This is a genomic window from Corynebacterium appendicis CIP 107643 (assembly GCF_030408415.1).
In the GTDB taxonomy this organism is placed as follows: Bacteria; Actinomycetota; Actinomycetes; order Mycobacteriales; family Mycobacteriaceae; genus Corynebacterium; species Corynebacterium appendicis.
The window spans coordinates 789,409-811,567 of record NZ_CP046976.1 but is presented as its reverse complement, the minus strand read 5'-3'; the positions used below and the strand labels follow the sequence as shown (position 1 = coordinate 811,567).

At 61.7% G+C, this 22,159-nt stretch carries 17 protein-coding genes and 5 pseudogenes; 14 read left to right on the top strand and 8 right to left on the bottom strand.

The features are described from left to right. The first annotated feature begins 40 nt into the window (after positions 1–40). On the top strand, positions 41–949 hold the full coding sequence (locus CAPP_RS04135) for a hypothetical protein (RefSeq protein WP_234958958.1): 909 nt from the start codon (positions 41–43) through the stop codon (positions 947–949). 19 nt (positions 950–968) lie between these two features. Then, positions 969–1,410, top strand: a pseudogene (arfB, locus tag CAPP_RS04130) (alternative ribosome rescue aminoacyl-tRNA hydrolase ArfB). Between the two features lie 7 nt (positions 1,411–1,417). Here arfB and CAPP_RS04125 read toward each other — a convergent pair. Both CAPP_RS04125 and CAPP_RS04120 read right to left on the bottom strand, forming a co-directional pair. After that, the gene (locus tag CAPP_RS04125; protein ID WP_076599673.1) at positions 1,418–1,723 is read right to left on the bottom strand and encodes a HigA family addiction module antitoxin; all 306 of its coding nucleotides are present in this window, start codon (positions 1,721–1,723) and stop codon (positions 1,418–1,420) included. Positions 1,724–1,731: 8 nt separating this feature from the next. Then, positions 1,732–2,012 (bottom strand): annotated as a pseudogene (locus CAPP_RS04120) (type II toxin-antitoxin system RelE/ParE family toxin). Between the two features lie 130 nt (positions 2,013–2,142). Here CAPP_RS04120 and CAPP_RS04115 point away from each other — a divergent pair. The 4 genes and pseudogenes from CAPP_RS04115 (at position 2,143) to lnt (ending at position 5,193) form a co-directional block, all read left to right on the top strand. Further along, a complete protein-coding gene (locus CAPP_RS04115; RefSeq protein ID WP_076599674.1) occupies positions 2,143–2,388 on the top strand; it encodes a ribbon-helix-helix protein, CopG family in 246 nt (81 codons plus the stop codon). 508 nt (positions 2,389–2,896) lie between these two features. Then, positions 2,897–3,091: pseudogene (locus CAPP_RS04110) on the top strand (TlpA family protein disulfide reductase); the annotation flags it as partial. A 39-nt stretch (positions 3,092–3,130) separates the two neighbouring features. Continuing rightward, a pseudogene (gene ccsA / locus CAPP_RS04105) lies at positions 3,131–3,493 on the top strand (cytochrome c biogenesis protein CcsA); the annotation flags it as partial. Positions 3,494–3,723: 230 nt separating this feature from the next. Beyond that, positions 3,724–5,193: an apolipoprotein N-acyltransferase gene (gene lnt / locus CAPP_RS04100; protein WP_076599676.1), complete on the top strand. Its 1,470-nt coding sequence runs from the start codon at positions 3,724–3,726 to the stop codon at positions 5,191–5,193. A gap of 230 nt (positions 5,194–5,423) precedes the next feature. Here lnt and CAPP_RS04095 read toward each other — a convergent pair whose 3' ends face one another. Beyond that, a complete protein-coding gene (locus CAPP_RS04095; protein WP_076599714.1) occupies positions 5,424–6,176 on the bottom strand; it encodes a M23 family metallopeptidase in 753 nt (250 codons plus the stop codon). 107 nt (positions 6,177–6,283) lie between these two features. On the opposite strand from CAPP_RS04095, the gene CAPP_RS04090 reads away from it, so the two are divergent. Beyond that, entirely contained in the window at positions 6,284–6,790 is a 507-nt protein-coding gene (locus CAPP_RS04090; protein WP_234958960.1) for a DUF2269 domain-containing protein, read from the top strand. A 365-nt stretch (positions 6,791–7,155) separates the two neighbouring features. On the opposite strand, the gene CAPP_RS04085 is transcribed toward CAPP_RS04090, so the two are convergent. Further along, on the bottom strand, positions 7,156–7,407 hold the full coding sequence (locus CAPP_RS04085) for a type II toxin-antitoxin system prevent-host-death family antitoxin (RefSeq protein ID WP_006840758.1): 252 nt from the start codon (positions 7,405–7,407) through the stop codon (positions 7,156–7,158). 185 nt (positions 7,408–7,592) lie between these two features. On the opposite strand from CAPP_RS04085, the gene CAPP_RS04080 reads away from it, so the two are divergent. The 3 genes from CAPP_RS04080 to CAPP_RS04070 all read left to right on the top strand — a co-directional run bounded on the left by CAPP_RS04080 (position 7,593) and on the right by CAPP_RS04070 (position 10,942). Next, on the top strand, positions 7,593–7,802 hold the full coding sequence (locus CAPP_RS04080) for a heavy-metal-associated domain-containing protein (protein WP_076599677.1): 210 nt from the start codon (positions 7,593–7,595) through the stop codon (positions 7,800–7,802). Positions 7,803–7,972: 170 nt separating this feature from the next. Further along, positions 7,973–10,309 carry a heavy metal translocating P-type ATPase gene (locus tag CAPP_RS04075; RefSeq protein WP_076599678.1) on the top strand — a complete coding sequence of 779 codons (2,337 nt, stop codon included), beginning with the start codon at positions 7,973–7,975 and terminating at the stop codon, positions 10,307–10,309. Positions 10,310–10,675: 366 nt separating this feature from the next. Beyond that, positions 10,676–10,942 carry a metal-sensitive transcriptional regulator gene (locus CAPP_RS04070; RefSeq protein WP_076599716.1) on the top strand — a complete coding sequence of 89 codons (267 nt, stop codon included), beginning with the start codon at positions 10,676–10,678 and terminating at the stop codon, positions 10,940–10,942. Between the two features lie 273 nt (positions 10,943–11,215). Here the strand turns inward: CAPP_RS04070 and CAPP_RS04065 are convergent. The 3 genes and pseudogenes from CAPP_RS04065 to CAPP_RS04055 all read right to left on the bottom strand — a co-directional run bounded on the left by CAPP_RS04065 (position 11,216) and on the right by CAPP_RS04055 (position 13,189). Next, positions 11,216–11,927 (bottom strand): annotated as a pseudogene (locus CAPP_RS04065) (IS6 family transposase). Positions 11,928–11,954: 27 nt separating this feature from the next. Further along, entirely contained in the window at positions 11,955–12,107 is a 153-nt protein-coding gene (locus CAPP_RS04060) for a hypothetical protein (protein WP_172808013.1), read from the bottom strand. Between the two features lie 473 nt (positions 12,108–12,580). Beyond that, positions 12,581–13,189 carry a YdhK family protein gene (locus CAPP_RS04055; protein ID WP_042622830.1) on the bottom strand — a complete coding sequence of 203 codons (609 nt, stop codon included), beginning with the start codon at positions 13,187–13,189 and terminating at the stop codon, positions 12,581–12,583. Between the two features lie 370 nt (positions 13,190–13,559). Between CAPP_RS04055 and CAPP_RS04050 the strand changes: the two genes are divergently transcribed. From CAPP_RS04050 to CAPP_RS04035, 4 genes are all read left to right on the top strand, one after another. Continuing rightward, on the top strand, positions 13,560–13,970 hold the full coding sequence (locus CAPP_RS04050) for a four-helix bundle copper-binding protein (protein WP_076599717.1): 411 nt from the start codon (positions 13,560–13,562) through the stop codon (positions 13,968–13,970). Positions 13,971–14,152: 182 nt separating this feature from the next. After that, positions 14,153–16,588, top strand: coding sequence for a phosphoketolase family protein (locus CAPP_RS04045; RefSeq protein WP_076599680.1), 2,436 nt, complete (start codon positions 14,153–14,155; stop codon positions 16,586–16,588). An 82-nt stretch (positions 16,589–16,670) separates the two neighbouring features. Further along, positions 16,671–19,817, top strand: coding sequence for a beta-phosphoglucomutase family hydrolase (locus CAPP_RS04040; protein ID WP_234958962.1), 3,147 nt, complete (start codon positions 16,671–16,673; stop codon positions 19,815–19,817). 251 nt (positions 19,818–20,068) lie between these two features. After that, the gene (locus CAPP_RS04035) at positions 20,069–20,953 is read left to right on the top strand and encodes a fructose bisphosphate aldolase (RefSeq protein WP_076599682.1); all 885 of its coding nucleotides are present in this window, start codon (positions 20,069–20,071) and stop codon (positions 20,951–20,953) included. Between the two features lie 111 nt (positions 20,954–21,064). Here CAPP_RS04035 and CAPP_RS04030 read toward each other — a convergent pair whose 3' ends face one another. Next, positions 21,065–22,117: a type II glyceraldehyde-3-phosphate dehydrogenase gene (locus CAPP_RS04030; protein ID WP_076599683.1), complete on the bottom strand. Its 1,053-nt coding sequence runs from the start codon at positions 22,115–22,117 to the stop codon at positions 21,065–21,067. Between the last annotated feature and the right edge of the window lie 42 nt (positions 22,118–22,159).

Here is a 22,159-nt window from a genome sequence, read left to right as displayed (position 1 = left end):
TCGGAGCCAGCCCGAGCCGCTCGCGGAAATCAAGGAGTATTTGGAGTTTATCGATGAGAAGCTCGATGTTCTCCTTCGCCAGCGCAGAATTGATGCGCTGGCCCAGCTTGGCGGTATCCAGTACACGATTGAAGAAGCTGACGAACTCTACCGACGCAGTAGCAGCGTTTCAGCAACCACTTGGTCGAAGGTCGACCACCTAGGATCAGCGCTGAATGGCATCGAGTCTTACGCCATCGAACAACTCGATGACGCAGTTGATCAACTTCGGAAGCATCAGAACAATTCCAAGAAAGTTGAGGCCCTTCTTGAAGACCTGAAGGAGGATCTACCGCTTTGGTTAGGTGTCGCTGCTCGGAGCATCTACCTACATGATCGGATATATGTCATAGAGATCGCTCACGTGAACGAGTTTGAGCCGGCCCAGCTGGATTCTCATCGGGAAGGAATCGTCGAAGCGCGCAAGGCTCGATTGGAATCGACCACCCGCCGTTTGCTCGCGATGGATTCAGCCATCCGCGATGCAGCCAAACTGAGCAATCAGGTCTGGGTGACCAGCCCAATTCGCGCACGCCACATCACCGCACACGCGAACAGTATTCACGACATCATCAGCGCGTTCGCGCAGCATGTGCGGATGAGTGTGGAGGATGCGGAACGTCTCCAGGTCCAAGGCTGGCGTCAATCTGTGATGTCGCTAGCGGAAGACACAGTCAATGCCGCGAACCGCGCCCGCCAGTCTGCGGTGGATCAGGCGCAGAAAGCCACCGAGAAAATTCGCGACATGAACGACGACCGGCTGCTTGCGAAGGCCGCTGAAATCGAAGCCCGACGGGAGAAGGAGGAGCAAAAAGCACTCGACGCAACCGGCGACGAGGATAATACTGAGGCTGAATCCCGTCCGTCGCGACGCGGTCTCCGCTTCCGCCGAGACGAGAAAGGGTTGTAGCGCACCTAGGCTGGGCGGCATGAACGACCTGACCATCGCGCCCGGCCCGGGGATCCCCGACGGTGCGGTCATCGCCGTCGCCGATCTCGCGGAGCGTTTCGCGAAATCGTCGGTTCGGGCGGCCAGGGCGTCAACACGACGGACAGCAAAGTCCAGCTTTCCATCGATGTCGCCGAATGCACATCGCTTACCGACGCCCAACGCCGCCGCATCTTGCGCAACCTCGAGCACCGCTTGGACGGCTCCGTCCTCACCGTGTCTGCGTCGATCCAGCCGTCGCAGGTGCGCAACCGAGCTGAGGCACGCGAACGCATGGCCGTCCTGTTGCGCGAGGCCCTCGCCCCCCCCCTCTCCCGCGGCGCAAAACGAAGCCGACGAGTGGCTCGCTACGGCGCCGTCTCGAAGCAAAGAAGCGGCGCTCGGAGCTGAAGTCGACGAGGCGACGGCCCCAGATTCCCTAATTCGGGCCTATGCCGAGGCAGCTTGGACCGGCTGAATCTGTTCGATCTCGGCAAGGGCCTTGTCCTCCGCCACCTCAATCTCATACTGGTTCTGCAGATTCATCCAGAACATAGGCTCGACGCCAAAGTACTTTCCGAGCCGGAGCGCGGTGTCAGCTGTAATTTCGCGTTTCCCGTGCACGATCTCGTTGATACGACGAGGGGGCACCCCGATCGATACGGCAAGCTTGTGCTGAGTGATTTCAAATCCCTCAATGAAATCCTCGAGAAGAATCTCCCCAGGATGAACCGGAGGGTAAAGCTTCTCCGACATGGCGTTCCTTAGTGGTAGTCCTCGATGGTCACTTGCTCGGCCCCGCGCTCGTCCAGCGAAAAGTGATTCTCCACTGGTCATTGACCCGGATGCTGAAAGTCCCTTTCCTGTCGCCCTTGAGCGCCTCTAGGCGGTTCCCGGGCGGCACACCGAGGGAGTCAAGAGAGACTGCCGCATCGAGCTGGTGGAGTTTCTTGTTCGCCGACTTGTGGATCCGAGGATCTAATTTCGGAACCGGCTCACGCAGAAACACCAGTTCTGTTTGTCGATTCCCGAACGACTGAATCATGCTTCACCCTATCCCCCATAACGCGAAGCGTCAATAACGCTACACGTTAAATTTGAACTCGACCGGTTTTAAGTGTTCGGCCACCTTTAGGCCACAGTATCGACTGCAATTCCGTATTACGATATATTGCATGAAGACGATAAACGGCAAGCCGATTAGCGAAGAGCAGATTGACACATGGGTAGCCGAAGCCGAAGAAGGCTACGACGTGGAGATGCTACGGAAACGCGGGCGAAAACCACGGGATGGGGAAGCCGCGCAAGTTGTTTCCATCCGCCTCTCCCCTAGCGAAGTCTTTCATCTCGACCAGTATGCCGCCACACACGGGTTGTCGCGATCGCAGGCAATCCGCAAGGCTCTAAAAAACGCCATTTGAGATCGAGGTCCGCCGTAGCGCTGAAAAGCACGGTATCGAACCGGAATCCTCGCTCACTGCAGCCACTTCGGGATGTGTATACAAAGCGTCACTCGACGAGGATCGCCCGCAGCGTGAACCTCGGCTCGGATTTGATTCCTCTATGCGGTGGCTGGAGATTGTCGTTCTTCTCTGGGATGACGGTACTGAAGCCGTCATCCACTCAATGAAGGCGCGTAAGCAGTATCGTAGTTTGCTTGATTAGCCACGGAGATGAACCCCATGCATTTCGTCGCTAATATCACCAAAAGCTTGCCCACCGACTCCCCGGACCGTGAATTCTATTCGGGGCAAACAGATCAATCAACTCTGCTGATGGACTACTCGGAGGTCCCGCGCAAATCGAACCAAGTAAATGGCGGGCGTCGAGTCAAAACCCACGGAAGAAGCGGGTGCCATTTCCAAAGTGGAATTTCCCAATCATCCGATCCGCAGGCATCCCGAAAACCTTCAGCTACTACGTCCCAGTCATCGTCCCCAAACCGAGATTATCTATGCAAAGGAGGAACGTGCCCCGCTGCCGGATTTCTCCGGCCCGTCGCTGATGGAGGAGGGTGAGGAGATCAGCCTGTCTGATTTTGAAGGCGAGGTCGTCGTCCTCAATGCTTGGGGCCAGTGGTGTGCACCGTGTCGCGCGGAAGTCGATGACCTGCAGCTTGTCCACGCAGATCATGGAGATGTACTTGTACATATTTCCCAACGGCTGCGTATCTGGCAGCCGAAGGGTGCGGAGCGTGGCTTCTTCGGTGCTGTGGCCAAGCCGCTGCCGAGTGCGAAAAAGCTTGACGCCCTGGCCTACAAGTCCGCCATCATTACGTTGCCCGTGCTGGGGTTGGGCATTGTTCTGGGTGCGATCTGGGCGGAGGCCTCGTGGGGCCGGTTTTGAGGATGGGATCCGAAGAAGACCGCATCCTTTATCTCCTGGGTGCTCTATGCCGCCTACCTGCATGCCCGTGCCACGGCCGAGTGGCGCGATCACAAGGCCGCGTGGATCAATATCCTGGCCCCGGCCACGATAATCTTCAACCTGTTTTTCATCAACCTGGTCGTCTCCGGCCTGCACTAAATCCGGATTCGTCAACGCTTTGCCGGACACCCCCAGATCCACTGGGAAAGTACTGAAAGTTGCTGTAACATGACTCGAAAGATTGGGCATATATTCACAACCGAGCAGCAACCCGAAGAAGGCCGTGATCTCCGGTGAAGGCTAGTACTGCAGCAGACGTGACAGTCTCACGTCTTTCCCGGGGGATAGCCGGCGATAACTGGCGCAGATTGGCCGGTCCCACCGCGCTCATGATGGGAGCTGCGGTGGTCTGGTGGCTGGCGCTGCCGCCACGCGGTTGGTGGGTGCTGTTCCCGGTGGGCGTGACTATGTTCATGCTGGCTTTGGCAGGTCAACCACTACGTAACCGTTTGTGGCTCGGTGGGTTGGGCGGGGTGGCGCACTACGCTCTTGCTCTGCGCTGGCTCACCGACTTCAACACTGCCGGATATGCTGCTGTTGTTGCCGTTCAGGCGCTACTGTTAATGCTGGTTGCCGCGGTATCGCCTAACGAGGCGGCTTTTCGCAGCCGCTGGTCGGGCTGGTGGCTGCTCACCCCTGCTGCCCTGGTGTTATTGGAGGCTGTGCAGCACCGGTTCCCGTTCGGCGGTTTCCCGCTGTCCGCTTTCGGATACAGCCAGACCGATGGTCCTTTCGTGGCGGCAGCGCCCCTGGGTGGGACTCTCCTGGTGACCGCGTTGGCCGCAGTTGCGGGGGCCGTTGTTACCGCTGTCATCTTCGGGCCGAGACGAGCCCGTGCAGCATCCGTGGTCGCAGTGGTCGTGGTACTCGCGGTACCGGCGTTCGCGCCAACGATCGCAGATGATACGGCAGAAGGCAGCCTTGACGTCGTGCTCGTGCAGGGTGGAGGCCCCCGCGGGCTTCGCGCGGTCAATACCGATCCGTTTGATACGACCCGCCGGCACCTACAGGCTGCCGAAGATATCACCGGGGACCCTGATCTGGTTCTGCTGCCCGAAAACGTCGTCAATATCGACGGCTCAATCGACGGGACGCGCGTTGATGCAGCTTTCGCTGAACTGGCTAGGCAACTCGACACGAACATCGTTGTCGGAATTACCGAATTCGAGGATCAACATTTCCGGAACGCATCCATAGTGTGGGGACCGGACGGGACCCGGTTAGGACGCTATGAGAAGCATCATCGTGTGCCGTTCGGCGAGTACATCCCTATGCGCAATCTGATTGAACGACTCAGCGAGGACGCACGGTTCATCCCCCGCGACGCCATTGCCGGAGAGGGACCGGCGGTGCTCGATCCCAGCGGGACACCACGATTGGGGATCGTCATTTCCTATGAGGTCTTCTTCGCCGACCGGGTCGCCGATGCCGTTCGCAATGGTGGGCAGCTACTCCTCGCACCGACCAACGCCGCGTCTTTTGTGACCGAGGAAGTACCTGCAATTGAAGTGGCCGCATCCCGGATGCGTGCCCGCGAGTTTGGCCGCACCGTTCTCCAGGCTGCCCCCACCGGATACTCCGCAGTTATCCAGCCCGACGGCACAGTCTCACAACTCAGTGGCCTGGGCACGAACGAACTGCTGACGGCAACCGTTCCCCTTCATACTGGTTTGACGCCGTATGCGCGCATGGGGGATACGCCCCTGTTGGTTCTCGCGATGCTGGCTCTTGCATGGCCTGCGGTTACCGGCCTCGTCAGCTGGCGCAGGAGAAGGCAGGTTACGGAAGTATCCCACTAAACGTGGATTACGGCACCTGCTCCTCGTTGGCGGGACGCTCGCCGCCCCCATATATGACGAGCACGGACTGCCTCCCCTGTGCCCCGGTCTGCCCTGCCTGGATAAGCTATCAAGTCCGGGCTGTGTCGGCGATGAGTGAGAAGCGTCTCTGCCGTCTGAGGCGGGTGCCTCACGCCCAGTCACTGCCGCCGGTTCCGGTGCCGGGGCCGGTCCTGGTGAGTGCGGGAAGGTTAGAAGGTGACGCCGTGCTCGGCGAACCAGGGCAACGGGTCGACCGCCCCGCTGCCAGTCGGGTAACGCTCGAAGTGCAGGTGAGAGCCGGTGGAAAACCCCCGGTTGCCCATGCCAGCGATCCTCTGACCAGCGGTGACGCGTTTTCCAACGGTCACGTCGAGAGTCTCCATATGACCGTAGACGGCAATCGAGCCATCATCGTGCTGGATGCGGATCCACTGCCCGAAACCGGAGGCCGGGCCGGAGTCGATGACAGTGCCGCCCATCGCCGCGAGGATCGGGGTACCCACGACGTTGGCGATGTCGATACCCGCGTGGAGGGTTCCCCAGTGCACGCCGGAACCGGAGGTGAAGGTGCCTTCAGCGGGCTTGACCACCGAGGGCGCGCGGGCAGCGCGCTCGTTCTCGGCCCGCTCGGCGTTGTACTGGATGGCCTTGTCCAGCTGCTCGTCGATGTTGGCGACCGGCTTGAATTCGGAGATCGCGAGAATCTGCGGTGCGGCCTGCGTCCCACTCGAGGACAGGGCCGTGTCGTTGGTGGCCAAATCCACCTCGACGGTGGCAGCCTCCGGGGAGACCGGAGCCTCGACCTCGGCCGGGGCTTGCAAGGTGGCGGCCGTGGCGCCACCGACGCCGGCGGATGAGACCGTGCCGGCGGCTACAGCCACGAGGGTGAGACGCCCCTTGGTCTGCGAGGTGGTGATCGTGCGGTGTTTTCCTCCGGATGACCGCGAAGCCTTCAGGCGCATGACTCGGTCGTGCTGGTACTGGTATTTGGAGACGGCAACCATGGGCCCAGTCGCCATGGGTTGGGGATGCCGGCCGAGGGGGCGTTCCTGGTCCAGGAGCACCTCTAATGGCGAGAGTGATGACCCCACGAATACGCAAGGCCGCGCTGGTGGCACATGTGGTCTGCTCGGTCGGCTGGCTCGGGATGGTGCTCGCCTTTATCGCGATGGCGGTCATGGGGATAGTGAGCGCGGATGAGATGGCGGCCCGGGGGACGTATCGGGTGATGGAGCAGGTGGCGTGGTGGGCGCTCGTTCCCCTGGAGGTGGCCTCGCTGGTGACCGGCGTCCTTCAATCCCTGGGGACGACGTGGGGATTGTTCCGACACTACTGGGTGGTGTTCAAGCTGGGGCTCACTGTGGTGGCGACAGGTGTGTTGGTGCTGTACATGCAGACCTTCGAGTATCTTGCCCGGGTGGCGGCAGACCCGGGCGTGGGGCTGGAGGCCGTGCGGAATTTCTCCCCGGTCCTCCACTCCGTGGCAGCAGCCTTGGTATTGCTGGTGGCTACGGTGCTGGCGGTGTACAAGCCGCGGGGTCTGACCCGATACGGGCAACGAAAAAGGCCCCGCTAGCAGCCTGATGCAGCGTGCCTCAGCTGTCCATTCCTTATTTGTTCAGGTTCGGCAGTCATGCGTCATGCGCAGGAACGCCAGGGACCGGTCTCATCCCACTCAACGATGCGAGTATGAGTGCCTGTCTTCCTTGGAACCGAGACGCTGATCAGCTCACCGTCATTGACGGCCGTGGACTACCCAGCTACAGCACTCCCCGTCGCCGCCCCGCAACTTTTCCACTCCGCCGAGACGGCGGAACGTGGGCCAGGGCGTCGATGGCGGTGGCAATCACTGCTGCCATTGCCGGGCCAGCGTGCGAAGGGCTGTCGCAGTTGAAAGCTTATCGATGATCAAATACCGCGGCACAGGTATGGACAGGCAGGTCAGTCCAGTTCGAGGTCGGACGTGAACTCCTCGTGGGAGACACCGCCCGCCTCCTGGCGGGCAGCCGCTGCGGCACGGATATCCTCGCCATCCTCCAGCGCCTGAACCGCCCGGTCGTAGAAGTCCGGGGAGACCACCACCGCCCGGCGGCGGGGCCCGCGACTGAGGATGGTGACCGGTTCACGTTGGGCGGCATCAAGATAGTGGCTTTGTTCGCTGCGGAACTGACTGAGGGTGACCGTGATGCCCATACCCTTTAACGTACATTTTGTACAAGAAGTGCAGCAACGATCGCGGCCGTTCCGGAAGTCCTGCCCGCCGAACGGGACGCTTAGGGGCAGACACCTCCTTGACTGATACCCCCCATGGGTATAGGTTGAAGGTTGTTGGGCATCTCCACTCCTGCCCTTCAGGACATCAAGGAAAGGATCATCTGATGAGCGCCGTAACAAAGAAGTACATCATCGAAGGCATGACCTGCGGGCACTGCAAGTCCTCCGTGGAGGAGGAGATCGGCGAGGTCGCCGGTGTGACCATGGTGGAGGCCACCGTGGAATCCGGGCAGGTGACCGTCACGGGTGAAAACTTCACCGACGACGATGTTGTCGCCGCTGTCACGACAGCCGGCTACACCGTCAAGCCCTAATCCCTGGGCCCGGTCCCCGCCTCGGGTAGACACGGCCGGGCCAACCCTGCTGGATATGCCCATCAGGCCCAGCCATGCCGGTTCGATATCCCCGACGGTGCATCTGTGGGCGGGCCTTTTGGGACCTCGGAGATGCACCTCACCACTGTTTGCTGAAGGACTGATCACTGATGATTCAGACTCAACCGTCGGTTGACCTACTCCAGGTCGATCTGGGCGTCACCGGCATGACCTGTACGTCGTGCTCAGGGCGGGTGGAGCGCAAGCTCAACAAGCTCGATGGCGTGGAGGCCACCGTCAACTTCGCCACCGAATCCGCCTCCGTCAGTTACGACCCCACCAAAGTCGACGCCGATCGGCTGATCGAAACCGTGCGGGGTGCCGGGTACGACGCGTTCACCATGGGGGATCAACACGCCTCCGCCGTGGACAGCGGCCCGGAGGAGGACACCGAGGTGGTCGGTGACCGCCACGAACAGGCCCGCGAGGCCGAGGCCACAGACCTGAAGTCGCGTCTGATCGGGTCGACGATCCTCTCCGTTCCGGTGGTCGCGATCTCGATGATCCCGTCCCTGCAGTTCATGAATTGGCAGTGGGCCCTCCTCGTCATGTCCACCCTGATCTACTTCTACGGTGGCGCCCCGTTCCACCGGGCGACCTTAACCAACCTGCGTCACCGCTCGACCACGATGGACACGCTCGTGTCTCTGGGCACTACCGCTGCGTATCTGTGGTCGCTGTGGGCCTTGTTTTTCGGCAACGCCGGGCACCCCGGCATGGTCATGGAGGTGAGCCTGCTGCCCCGCCATGACGGCATGGACCACATCTACCTCGAGACCATCGCCGTAGTCATCACCTTCCTGTTGCTCGGCCGGTGGTTTGAGGTCCGCGCCAAGGGCCAGTCCTCCGCGGCGCTGAAGTCCCTGCTGGACATGGGTGCGAAAGACGCCGCGGTGATCCGCGACGGTGAGGAAGTCCGCGTCCCGGTCTCCCAGCTGACAGTCGGTGACGTCTTCGTCGTCCGCCCGGGTGAGAAGATCGCCACCGACGGTCGTGTCATCGAGGGCACCTCGGCCATCGACGAGTCGATGCTGACCGGCGAGTCCGTTCCCGTCGAGGCCGCCCCCGGCACCCCGGTCACGGGCGCGACGATCAACACCTCCGGTCGACTGCTGGTCGAAGTCACCCGCACAGGTTCGGAGACCACGCTGTCCCAGATGGCCAAGCTGGTCACTGACGCCCAGGCGAAAAAAGCCCCGGTCCAGCGCCTGGTGGATAAGATTTCCTCGGTCTTCGTCCCGACGGTCATTGTCGTCTCCATCATCACCCTGATCGTCCACCTCGCCCTCGGCAGCGGGGCGAACTGGGCCTTTTCCGCCGCAGTCGCGGTGCTGATCATCGCTTGCCCATGCGCCCTGGGACTGGCCACCCCGACCGCCCTGCTGGTGGGCACCTCCCGGGGCGCGCAGCTGGGCTTGTTGATCAAGGGCCCGGAGGTCCTCGAATCCACCCGCCAGGTCGACACCATCGTCATGGACAAGACCGGCACCGTCACCTCCGGGGTCATGTCGGTCACCGGCGTCCACGCCGCCGACGGCTACACCAACAACGAGGTCCTCGCCTTGTCGGCGGCCGTCGAAGCAGGCTCCGAGCACCCCATCGCCAAGGCGATTGTCGCCGAGGCCGAGCGCTCCGGGAACATCCAGGAGGCCACCGACTTCGACAGCACCGCCGGCCGGGGCGTCACGGCCACCGTCAAGGGTCACGTCGTCACCGTCGGCCGTCCCGCCGGCCAGCTGCCCCGTGACCTCACCACCGCCTTCGACCACGCACAGTCGCAGGGCGCGACCCCGGTGGCCGTCTACGTCGATGACCAGCCCGCCGGTGTGGTCGTGGTGCGCGATGCCATCAAAGACTCCTCAGCGGAAGCGGTCGCCCAGTTCCGCAGGCTGGGGTTGAGTCCGTACCTGCTCACCGGCGATAACGCGAAGGCCGCGGCCGCCGTCGCTCAAGAGGTGGGCATCGATGCGGCCAACGTGAGTGCCGAGGTCATGCCGCAGGACAAGGTCGCGGTCATCGAGAAGCTGCAACATGAGGGCAAGAAGGTCGCCATGGTCGGCGACGGCGTCAATGACGCGGCCGCCCTGGCCCAGGCCGATCTGGGTCTGGCCATGGGGGCGGGCACGGATGTGGCCATCGAGGCCTCCGATATCACCTTAATGAACAACGACCTGCGCTCCGCGGGCGATGCCATCCGTCTGTCACGTCGCACGCTGGGCACCATCAAGGGCAACCTGTTCTGGGCGTTCGCCTACAACGTCGTGCTGATCCCGGTCGCCGCGATCGGTTTCCTCAACCCGGGGTTGGCGGGCATTGCGATGGGCTTCTCCTCGGTGTTCGTGGTCTCCAACTCCCTCACGCTGCGTAGATTCAAGCCCTCCCACGACAACACCAGTTCCTCACCGCAGCCCGCTCGCCCCTCCGTGCGGCAGCCGGTCACCGCCTAATCCGCATCCTTTTCTAGCGATAAGGAACCCCGTGTCCTCCTCCTGCGGCTGAGTCCCTCCAATAACACTCAAACCTCCGTCCCCAAGTACCTGCTCCTGACCTCTCCCCCGGCCCCACCCGGCAGGCCCCTCCGGGCCGACAATTTGCCGACTACTTATCCGAATAACGCCACAGGGCGTGGGGACCATGAGGTCCTCACGCCTCATTCCATACCCTCGGGCTTTCCATCCTGATCGACCCGCAACTGACTCAGGACATACCTGCCCTCTTTTTTCAGCAAGGAGACCATTGTGGATACTCGCACCCCTGATCAGACCGTTTCCTCCTCGGGTGGGGCCGACACCTGTCACACCACCCATGGCTACATCAACGACAAGGATCGCTATCTCGCCCGCCTCAAGCGCATCGAGGGCCAGGCCCGGGGCCTGCACAGCATGGTCGACGAGGAACAGTACTGCATCGACATCCTTACCCAGATCTCCGCGGTCAATGCTGCCCTACGCAGCGTTGCCCTGGGACTACTCGATGACCACATGAAACACTGCGTCCGTGACGCCGCCCAGTTAGGCGGAGAGGAGGCCGACGCCAAGTTCCAGGAAGTCACCGACGCTATCGCCCGTTTCGCCCGGTGACAGGCCGGGACCCGACCACCACACCCCGTCGAGAACGGCGGCCAGGCCACTCTGACCGCCCCTGTTGCCGGCTGGAGGCTGGGAGTTCTGCTGCTAGCGGCGGCATGATCGGGTTGATGGCCACTGTGGTGCTGCTGGTCGAAAAGATCGCGCCACTGAACAACCTCGGCCACATCCCCACCTGCAACATCAACCGGTGCTGTTGCAAAGTTGGGGGGAAAGCCGCAAAAACTCAGTTTTTCATTCCCTGATGACCGCTGCGTGTGGGCGTTCTCAGGCCGTCTCGAAGACCCGGTTGACGATCACCACGTCCGGGTTCGGTTGCCCGTAGGCAAACATCGTGCCTTGCCCTTTCCGCAATGAGTGCATCGCCTCCATCCCTTTCAACGTCCGATATGCAGATGTCCGGTTCTTAAACGCGCCTTTCGGCCCGAGGATCCGCTTCAGCCGACCATGGTCGCCTTCCAGGATGTTGTTGAGGTATTTCACCTACCGGTGTTCCACTGTTGGCGGGCAGATTCCCTCTGACTTCAACTCGGCGATTGCCCTGGCTAGTGAGGGTGCTTTATCGGTGTTGATCACTCTGGGATACCCGGCTGACGCATTGGATCTGAGGGCCTTGGCCAGGAAACGCTTCGCTGCGGCCACGTTCCGCTTCGGAGAGAGGTAAGAGTCCAGGGTCTGGCCACCGGCGGTGATCGCCCGATAGAGATAACACCACTTTCCCCCGACCCGGATATAGGTCTCATCCACCCGCCAGGAACTGGCCTGCCAGTCAGGTACCTGCCGGTACCACCGTGTTTGCTTGTCCAGCTCAGGGGCGTATTTCTGGACCCAGCAGTAGATCGTGGTGTGATCGACCGGCACGCCCCGCTGAAGTCATCATTTCCTCCAGATCGCGGTAGCTCACCCCGTAGCGGCAGTACCACCGCACTGCCCACAGAATGATGTCACGGGGGAAATGACGACCGGAGAAGATACCCATGGCTGTGATTATTTCGCGTCGCTCTTCCTACTGCCCCAACTTTGCAACAGCACCGTCGATGGCTCCCCGCACCGCCTCATCGAGGCCGATGCCTTCGAATCCGCCCTGGAACAAGCTGGTCTGGACCCACTCCGCCTTCGCTCCACTGGCGGGGGTCTGGTCCTGCGGTTCGTAGTACACAAGTCGAGTATCACCGACCACAACCCGAGTAACTCTGGGCACGGTACGTAGCTGCTTCGCGAAGATAAGCTCCAACCAATGAGACCAGGTCATCCCCGGTGACGATGACCGGTGCGGGATTTGGTGGGGGGCTCATTTCGCATCCTGATGGCTATGGCCGGTTCACCCGGCAGACAAGCGGGCCACGATGTACCGTCTCTGCCCACTCAGAGGACATCCGCCACGCCGTCTAGAGCGGCCGTCACCAAGGGAACATCCCCGTCACGGGCAGCCACCACCGGTGGGATGCTCCTGACTCGTCCGCGACGTCGTCCGCCAGGGATGGAACGACCACGCCTACCGACTGGCCCGACAGGTGCTCACCCAGGACGAGGACTAACTCGTCCTAGGGCAGAAACCAAAGAGGTAAGCACCCAGGAACCTCAACCAGATGGTGGAGGAGCCTGGGGTGCTGAGGTTGCGGTTGGTGGGTCTTACTCTGCCGGGGCGATCTCGCTTTCGGTGACCCACTTGTGATTGGTCATGGTCATCCCGTCGACGGTGAGATCAACCATGTAGACCGTCTCATCCGTGGAATAGTCGATGGTGGCCTCCACACCCTTCATTCCCGACATGTGCTCGGCATCCAAGACGACCTCGGACCCCTCCGGCAGGGGGGCCTGGCCCGGATCGACAAGCTCCTCGTGGACCACCCACCGGTGGTCGGTGACCGGGTCCCCGCCGTCGGTGGGGGTGTAGCTGACCGAGTAGGTCGTGGTGTCAAACGCACCGGCGATCGTCGCCTCAGCACCCTCCATGCCCGGCATGTGGTCCGCGGTGAGGACGACCTCGGTGTCCACCGGGTAGGTGGGATTTTCCTCTGCTGCGATCCCTGCCGGGGGTTGCCCACCATCAGCCGGATGGTCATGGCCCTCTGCACCCATCTGATCGTTCATGCCAGTCTCCTCGGAGGACTGTGTGGCCGTCTCCGAGGTGGTGGTGGTCGTGGTCTCGGGGGCATCGGATGCAGTGTCGTCCGTGCAGGCGGCCAGGGCCAGGGAGGAGGTCAGGGCGAGGGCGGCGAGGGCAATGGTGCGCTTCATGATAATGCTTTCTAGGTTTCTTGGTTGGTGCAGGAGCTGAGACTCAGCGAGGGATGGTGCTTCAAGTGCGTCGTGGTTTATCACTCCTCCTGCTCGATAGGTGCCACTGGGTGGAGGCTGTGGGTAGGGCAGCGTCCGGCTCTTGGGAGCCTGTGGCCGACCCACTCGGCGTAGCTACGGCCGAGCATTCGCCACGTTACTTAGGGAGTTTCTAGCGGCTGGTAGCCGCTAGGTGGAGGTTGCGGTTCTTCATGAAATCTTCATGGTCCAGCCCTGGATTCCGGCCAGTCGGGCCTCTAGGGTCGAGGGTGTGGGCCGGTCGGCTCGACCGGCCCGCCTTCCCGGACCGAATTGAGATATGGAGCACGACATGACCCATCACATACGCGCCATGCTGGAGACCCACCCGAAGGACCTAGGCCAGATCGACAAGGACAAACTGGCCGAATGCATCGCCGTCTGCTTCGAGTGCGCCCAGACCTGCACCGCCTGCGCGGATGCCTGCCTGGGTGAGGACATGGTCGCGGAGCTGACCACCTGTATCCGCCTCAACCTCGACTGTGCTGACATCTGTACGGCCACCGGCCGGATGCTCTCCCGGCCCACCGACTGGAATGTCACCCTTATCCGCTCCGTCCTGGAGACTTGTCGTACTGCCTGCCAGGCCTGTGGAGAAGAATGCGCCCGCCACGCTGAGATGCACGAGCACTGCACGGTCTGCGCCGAGGCCTGCCGCCGGTGCGAGCAGGCCTGTACTGAGCTGCTCGCCACCTTGGACTAACCCCGACCCACGACCACGCTCACTGTTTCCGCCATATCTTTCCTATGCAGGGGTTTTCGACCTCCCGGAACATTGTGAACGAGACGTTGCTCCAGCACTAGTCTTCCGCTCCTGCGGTTTTGGCCACGAAGTGCAGGGCAGTAGCTCAGATCATCGACAATCCGAGGGAAAGCACAGAGGACATGATAAATAACACTGCTAGAACGCACTCTGATGGTGGTGTCCTGACACCGACCGAACTCACCCACCTTGACGCCTGGTGGCGAGCAGCGAACTATCTGTCCGTCGGACAGATCTACCTGATGGACAATCCCCTACTGCGCGAGCCGTTGCAGCCCGAACACATCAAACCTCGATTGTTGGGGCACTGGGGTACCACCCCGGGGTTGAACTTCATCTACGCGCATTTAAACCGCAGCATCATCAAACGCGATCTCAACATGATCTACATCATGGGCCCCGGCCATGGCGGTCCAGGCCCGGTGGCGGCGGGATGGCTGGAAGGGACCTACAGCGAGACCTACCCAGACGTGGGCCAGGACCTGGAGGGGATGAAACAGCTGTTTAAGCAGTTTTCCTTCCCCGGGGGTATTCCCAGCCATGTGGCTCCGGAAACCCCTGGCTCCATTCACGAAGGGGGGGAACTGGGATACGCTCTCTCACACGCCTACGGGGCAGCCTTCGACAACCCCGACCTTATTGTTGCGGCCGTGGTGGGCGACGGGGAGGCGGAAACCGGCCCGCTGGCAGCCAGCTGGCACTCCAATAAGTTCATGAATCCCGCACGCGACGGAGCCGTTTTGCCGATCCTGCACCTCAATGGCTACAAGATCGCTAGTCCCACCGTCCTGGCACGGATTGACCATGACGAGTTGGACGACTTGCTGCGCGGCTACGGGCATACCCCCTACTACGTTGAGGGTCACGATCCGGAACAGATGCACCAGGATTTCGCCCGAGCACTGGACACCTGTCTTGATGACATTCGGGAGATCCAGCACCGTGCCCGCGAAAGCGGAGAGACGGAAAGGCCCCGCTGGCCGATGATTGTGCTGCGTTCCCCCAAAGGATGGACCGGCCCGGCCGAAGTGGACGGGCAGGACGTGGAAGGGTCCTGGCGCTCCCACCAGGTTCCCTTCAGTGCGGCACGGGAAAACGATAGCCACCGGAAGGTCCTGGAGGACTGGTTGCGCAGCTACCGCCCGGAGGAGCTCTTCGACGACTCCGGGGAACCGGTCGAAGAGGTCCGCATTCTGCACCCTCCCGGGGACAGACGGATGAGTGCCAACCCCCATGCCAATGGCGGCGCTTTATTGCGGGACCTGCGGATACCCGATTTCCGCGACTATGCTGTCCCGGTAGAACAACCCGGGACCGGTCAGGTTGAGGCAACCCGAGTGCTCGGGCAGATGCTTCGGGACATTCTGGCTACAAATCTGCACAATTTTCGTGTCTTCGCCCCGGATGAAAACAACTCCAACCGCCTGACAGCGGTTTTGGAGGCCACGGACCGGGCCTGGAACGTCGGAACAGTCCCCGGGGATGATCATCTGGCCCGTGATGGGCGAGTCATGGAAATCCTGTCCGAGCACACCTGCCAGGGTTGGCTGGAAGGCTACCTGCTCACCGGTCGGCACGGGTTCTTCTCCTGCTATGAGGCCTTCATCCATATTGTGGACTCGATGTTTAACCAGCATGCCAAGTGGCTGGACACGACCAATGGCATCCCGTGGCGCAGGCCGATCGCCTCCTTGAACTATCTGGTGACCTCCCACGTCTGGCGGCAGGACCACAATGGTTTTTCCCATCAGGATCCCGGCTTCATCGACCATGTGCTCAACAAGAAACCCGAGGTCATCCGGGTATACCTACCACCGGACGCGAACACGCTGCTGTCGGTGGCCGACCACTGTCTGCGCAGCCGTCAGTATGTCAATGTCATCGTCGCCGGCAAACAGCCACAGCTGCAATACCTAGACATGGACGACGCCATCGTTCACTGCACCAAGGGCATCGGCATCTGGGACTGGGCCAGCACACACCCGGACACGGAACCGGATGTGGTGCTTGGTTGTGCCGGGGACGTTCCCACCATGGAGACCCTCGCCGCCGTGGACCTTTTGCGCTCCCACTTCCCGGATCTGTCCATCCGGGTGGTCAACGTCGTAGACCTCCTTCGGCTGCAACACGAGTCCGAAGGCCCGCACGGGCTGTCGGACACCGACTTCGACGCGCTGTTCACCACGGACAAGCCAGTGATCTTCGCCTACCACGGTTATCCGTGGTTGATCCACCGGCTCACCTACCGGCGGACCAACCACGGGAACTTCCATGTTCACGGCTTTAGAGAGGAAGGCACCACGACGACACCGTTCGATATGTGCGTACTCAACCGGATCGACCGGTTCCACTTGGCCATGGCGGTGATTGACAGAGTGCCGCGGCTCAAGGACGTCTCGGCCACCGTGCGCGAAAAATTCAAGAACGCCCTGATCGAACACCACCAGTACATCCGCACCCACGGCGAAGACATGCCGGAAATCAACAACTGGCAATGGACAGCTGTCCCCGGCCCCGGCCTTCGATGCGAGCAGGAAGCACGAGAGGAACCGCTCTAACATGGCACCGTCACATCCTCGGAAGACATCAACATCACCGCCCTTGTCGTCGAATCATCTCGCAACTTTGCCCTATGATGCGGTGCTGTTCGACATGGACGGGGTCGTTACCCGGACCGCCAGCGTGCATGCGGCGGCCTGGAAGGAGCTCTTCGACTCCGTCCTGGCCGACTCCAGATCCGGAGTGGGAGCGGATACGCCACCGTTCGACGCAGACCGGGACTACCGGCTTTACGTGGACGGACGCAGCCGCGAAGACGGCATCCGCGCCTTCCTGACCTCCCGCGGCATCCAGCTTCCCACAGGCAGCCCGGAGGACGGACCGGATGCCTGGTCTGTCGCCGGACTGGGGGCCCGAAAAAATGACCTGTTCCTCACCGCATTAGCCCGTGACGGTGTCGAAGTCTATCCCGGAACCGTGGCGCTGCTGGAACGCCTGCGCGGCGGCGGCATCCCCGTGGGCCTCGTCACAGCCAGCCGTAACGCGCAGGCTCTGTTGGAGGCCGCGGGCCTGGAGCCGGCATTTGATGTGATCGTTGATGGCCTGGTGGCCGCAGATCAAGGTTTGCCCGGCAAACCGGATCCGGCGATGTTCCTCGAGGCGGCACGTCGACTCGGCGTATCCCCGGAGCGTTCCGTGGTCATCGAGGATGCCGTGTCCGGGGTCAAGGCAGGACACGCCGGCGGTTTCGGACTGGTGGTAGGAATCGACCACGCCGGGTACCGGGAGCAACTGGACGCGGCGGGCGCCGACGTCGTCCTGGGTAGTGTCGGCCAGTTGGATCTGGGTGCATCGCGCACCGATCCCTGGCTGCTGGTCTACGAGGGATTCGACCCAGCCCACGAGGGGCATCGGGAGGCTCTGACCGCCCTGGGCAATGGTTACATGGCCACGCGCGGTGCGCGTCCGGAGCGCCGCGATGACGGGATCCACTATCCGGGGACCTACCTCTCGGGTGTCTACAACCGAACTACCGGCATCATCCACGGCCGCGAACTGGAAGAAGAGCACCTGGTCAACATCCCCAACTGGCTGCCGGTCGACGTCCGCATCGGCGACGGTCCCTGGTGGTCCACCGGAGAGATGGAGGTCTCCGAGGATCGCAGCGAACTTGACCTGCGCCGCGGTACGCTCACCCGCCGGGCCACCCTCACCGGCCCCGGGAACGCCCAGCTTATCGTGGTGCAGCGGCGGCTAGTCTCGATGGACAATCCCCACCTGGCGGCGCTTCAAACCACGGTGACGGCAAAAGGGTTCAGCGGTACGGTCGGCATCCGGGCCGGAATTGATGCGCAGGTCACCAACACCAACGTCCGTGACTACATCGGTAGCGGGCAGGCTCACCTGACGAACGCCGTCGTCACCGACATAGACGACCACACCGTCCTGTGTGAGGTGGAGACCAACCAGAGCCAGATTCGGATCGCCCTCGCGGTGCGCACAGAGTTCCCTGGCCAGGGAGTAACGGCCAGTGACGTTAACAATGGTGGCGGGAGATACCTACGGAACTGTGATGTTCAGCTGGTCGACGGAGAAACGGCCACGATGACCAAAACCGTGGCGGTAGTAACCTCCAGGGATGTAGCGATCGCCTCGCCGGGAAGAGCAGCACTCACCGAGCTCTCCCGAAATGAGGGCGACTTCGACATCCTGATCCAGAGCCATGAAGCAGCCTGGCGTCGCCTGTGGGATCGCTTCGGAGTCACCTTTGACGGAGACCGCCAGTCCCAGCTGAGCCTCAACCTGCACGTGTTCCACCTGCTGCAGGCAATATCAGAACACACCGCCGAGCTGGATGCCGGGGTGCCAGCCCGGGGCCTGCACGGGGAAGGATACCGCGGGCACATCTTTTGGGATGAACTTTTCGTCCTGCCCGTTATCGGGCTGCGGCTGCCGCAGGTAAGTCAAGCACTTCTGGAGTACCGGTGGCAACGGTTGGGCGCTGCCCGGGCCGCCGCCCGGGCGCAGGGTCTCAAGGGGGCACTGTTCCCGTGGCAGAGCGGCAGCGACGGGCGGGAGGAGACACCCCAGTGGCTCTACAATCCACGATCCGCCCGGTGGATGCCGGACAACTCCAGTCGACAGCGCCACGTCGGTCTCGCCATCGCCTACAACGCCTGGCAATACTTTCAGGCCACCGGTGACCGGGACTGGCTGGCCACCCGCGGAGCGGAACTGATCATCGAAATAACCAGGATGTTCGCCTCACTGGCCACCTACGACGACGCCACCGGAAGATATCACCTCACCGGGGTGATGGGGCCAGACGAATACCACGATGGCTATCCGGATCATCCCGGAGCGGGCCTGACCGATAATGCCTACACCAACATTCTTCTCTCCTGGGTCTGTGAGCGGGCGGTTGATGCTCTTCGGGAACTGGCCGGCCACCAAGAGCATGACCTCACCGACCGATTGCAGATCACCCCCGACGAGATCCAGCACTGGTCCCAGCTGGGCAGCGCACTGACCGTCGCCTTCCACGCCGACGGGGTCATCAGTCAGTTCGACGGGTATGAGGACCTGCTTGAATTGGACTGGCCGCGATACCGGGCGAAGTACGGCAATATCGGTCGGCTCGACCTGATCCTGGAAGCCGAAAACGACACCACCAATCGGTATAAACTGGCCAAACAGGCCGACGTACTGATGCTCATCTATCTGTTGGGACCAACCGGTGTCATCAACCAACTCGGCAGGCTCGGTTATTCTTTCTCCGAAACTGACCTGAAACGCACCGTAGAGTACTACGTGTCCCGCAGCTCAGAAGGATCCACACTCAGCCGGGTGGTCCATTCCTCGGTGCTCTCCCGCTTCGACGAAGACCAGGCCTGGGCCCTTTTCCGCGAAGCCCTTGTCGCGGACCTAGATGACACCCAGGGGGGAACCACCCGCGAAGGAATTCACCTGGGTGCGATGGCGGGCACGGTGGATATCCTAACCCGCTCTTTTGCCGGTCTGCAGACCGAAGCCAACGCCCTTACCTTCGATCCCCGACTGCCTACCCACCTGGAAAAAGTGGAATTCCAGATCCAGTACCGCGGGCACCTGATCGATGTTGCCCTGAGCATCGATAGTCTCCTGATCCGACTACACCCCAGTACTGCGCCACCCATCTACGTGGGGAGCGCGGGAGCGTATGTGGAACTCGCCGGCGGGGAGTCAACGGACCTATTCGAGGCACGACGCGGCCTGCAGAACAAATCTACCCCGGACCTAACCAGGTGAGAAAACCCATGATGTCTACCAAGCAGGCCGAAGCCAAGAGCATGACCGGTTCCCTTCGGCGGAGAGCACAGCTGCCGAAGACCCACGCTGGCCGGGCACCACCGGGGAAGAACCATCATGACGCAGATCCTCGGTATTTACCTAACTGGACTGGAACCGTACCGGGATACGACAACGAGCACAGTTGCCTGGGACCGAGGCACAGTGGGCTCCACGACATGGTCACAACTCGCTAGGCGGAAGGACGTTTCATGGACGTAGGAAAATACGACAAGGTCAGGGCCGGTACCGGCTTCATCGCGGCGTTGGATCAAAGCGGGGGCAGTACCCCGAAAGCGCTGAAACTTTATGGGATCAACGAGGACGCCTACTCCAGTGAGGAGGAGATGTTTGATCTGGTGCATAAGATGCGCACGCGCATCATCACCAGCCCCAGTTTCGACGGTGACCGGATCCTCGGGGCGATTTTGTTCGAGGACACAATGGACCGCGACATCGGGGGAATGCCTACAGGGGATTATCTGTGGAAAGTCAAAGACATTGTGCCGTTCCTCAAGATTGACAAGGGCCTGGCGGAAGAAACCCACGGGGCTCAGGTCATGAAGCCCCTCCCTGATCTGGACAACCTGCTCGAGCGTGCGGTAAGCAAGCACATGTTCGGCACCAAAATGCGCTCGTTCATCAAGCTTCCCGGGCAGGGGGTGGACGCTGTCGTTGCGCAGCAGTTCGCGATCGCTCAGCAGATCCTCCGGTTCGGGCTGGTACCCATTGTCGAGCCTGAGGTCGACATCCACAGCCCCCGCAAGACCGAGGTAGAAGACCAGCTCCGGGTGGCCCTGCGCAAAGAGCTCGACCAGCTGAAGGAGGACCAGGCGGTCATCCTCAAACTGACGCTTCCCGAAACTGATGACTTCTACCGCGGGCTCGTGGAACATCCGCGGGTGATCCGGGTGCTGGCACTATCAGGCGGCTACTCCCGCGCGGAAGCTAACGCTCGCCTGGCACGCAACCCCGGAATAATCGCCAGTTTCTCCCGCGCCCTGACCGAAGGGCTCACCGTCACCCAGGACGACGTCGAATTCGACGCTGTCCTGGATGAAACAATCGGCACTATCGCGGAAGCCTCACGCACCTGACTACGCCTTCCGAGAAGGCGCGGTGCGCCTGATCAACTGCTTATACAGCGGTGCCCGACCCGGACATGAGCGATCTGGGTCGGGCACCGCCGTGGGTGTCTCCTGCTGGAATCAGCCGTTGGGCAGAGGTGAGAAAAAGTCCGCGCGCACCCCCAGGGCACGGTCGGTGCGCTGGATGGATTCATCACCGTCTTCCACGGTGCCAGCCAGGGCACGGATTGCGTCGATGTTCTCGGGGACGACGATGGCCTGGTTGTCGACCGTGTACGTCCAGTACAACTCATTGCCCTGCACGGTCAGGATGTCCTCCCAGATGGCGACCTCATACATATCGCCCCGCGGCCGGCCTAGATCTCGCATCAATTCGACGGTGCTGTTGACCGCCACGATGCCATCGGAGCGTCGCACGAAAGCGATCCGCGGCATCGCCTTCAACGCCTCGAGAACCTCTTCTGTGTCTGCCGGACGGGTCAGCTCGATGGTCCAGAAATGCAGGTGGTTGTGGGTGTGCGCTCCCTTGGCCGCCATGGTCACCACATCCAGGTCGGGGACCACCGACTGGGCGTCTGGGCCTTGATGGCTGGGAATACGACCTTCGGGAACTATGGTGTTCATGATCCCCGAGTGGTCGGATTCCCACGGATCGGTGGCCCGGCGGACAAGCACTCCCCGCGCTTTGGACAGCAACCCAGCGTCCTGGAGTGCGGTCAGAGTGCGGACAGTTCCGGTGGTGTTGCAGGAAACCACGCGGGTGGTGTCGCGTCCAAGCGTGGAACTGTAGTTGGCGTGGGCAACGAAGGAGTGGCCGGTGAGACTGTGCTTCTCCCCGCCCTGGAACACGGACTTGACTCCATGGGTGCGATAGAGGTCGAGGTTGCCGGCCCCGATGGTGGACGGGGTGCAGTCCACCACGACATCCGCGTTGTCGAGCAGGTCCGGTAGTTTCCCGGCGATGGGATATCCGGCAGCGCTCATCTCTTGGTGGGCTTTTTCGGTGGAGGCATAGACCGGGATGCCCTGCGTGATGGCGGTGGTGACCCGGTAATCGGTGGTGACGTCGCTGACCCCGAGGAGTTCCATGTCCTCCTGGGCTCTCACCGCGTCGGCTACACGTTTACCGATGACACCGTACCCGTTTACTGCAACCTTGATTTTATTCGGCATGTTGATTGTCCTTCCCGGAAATCCTGGTTTGGCCCGATGGCC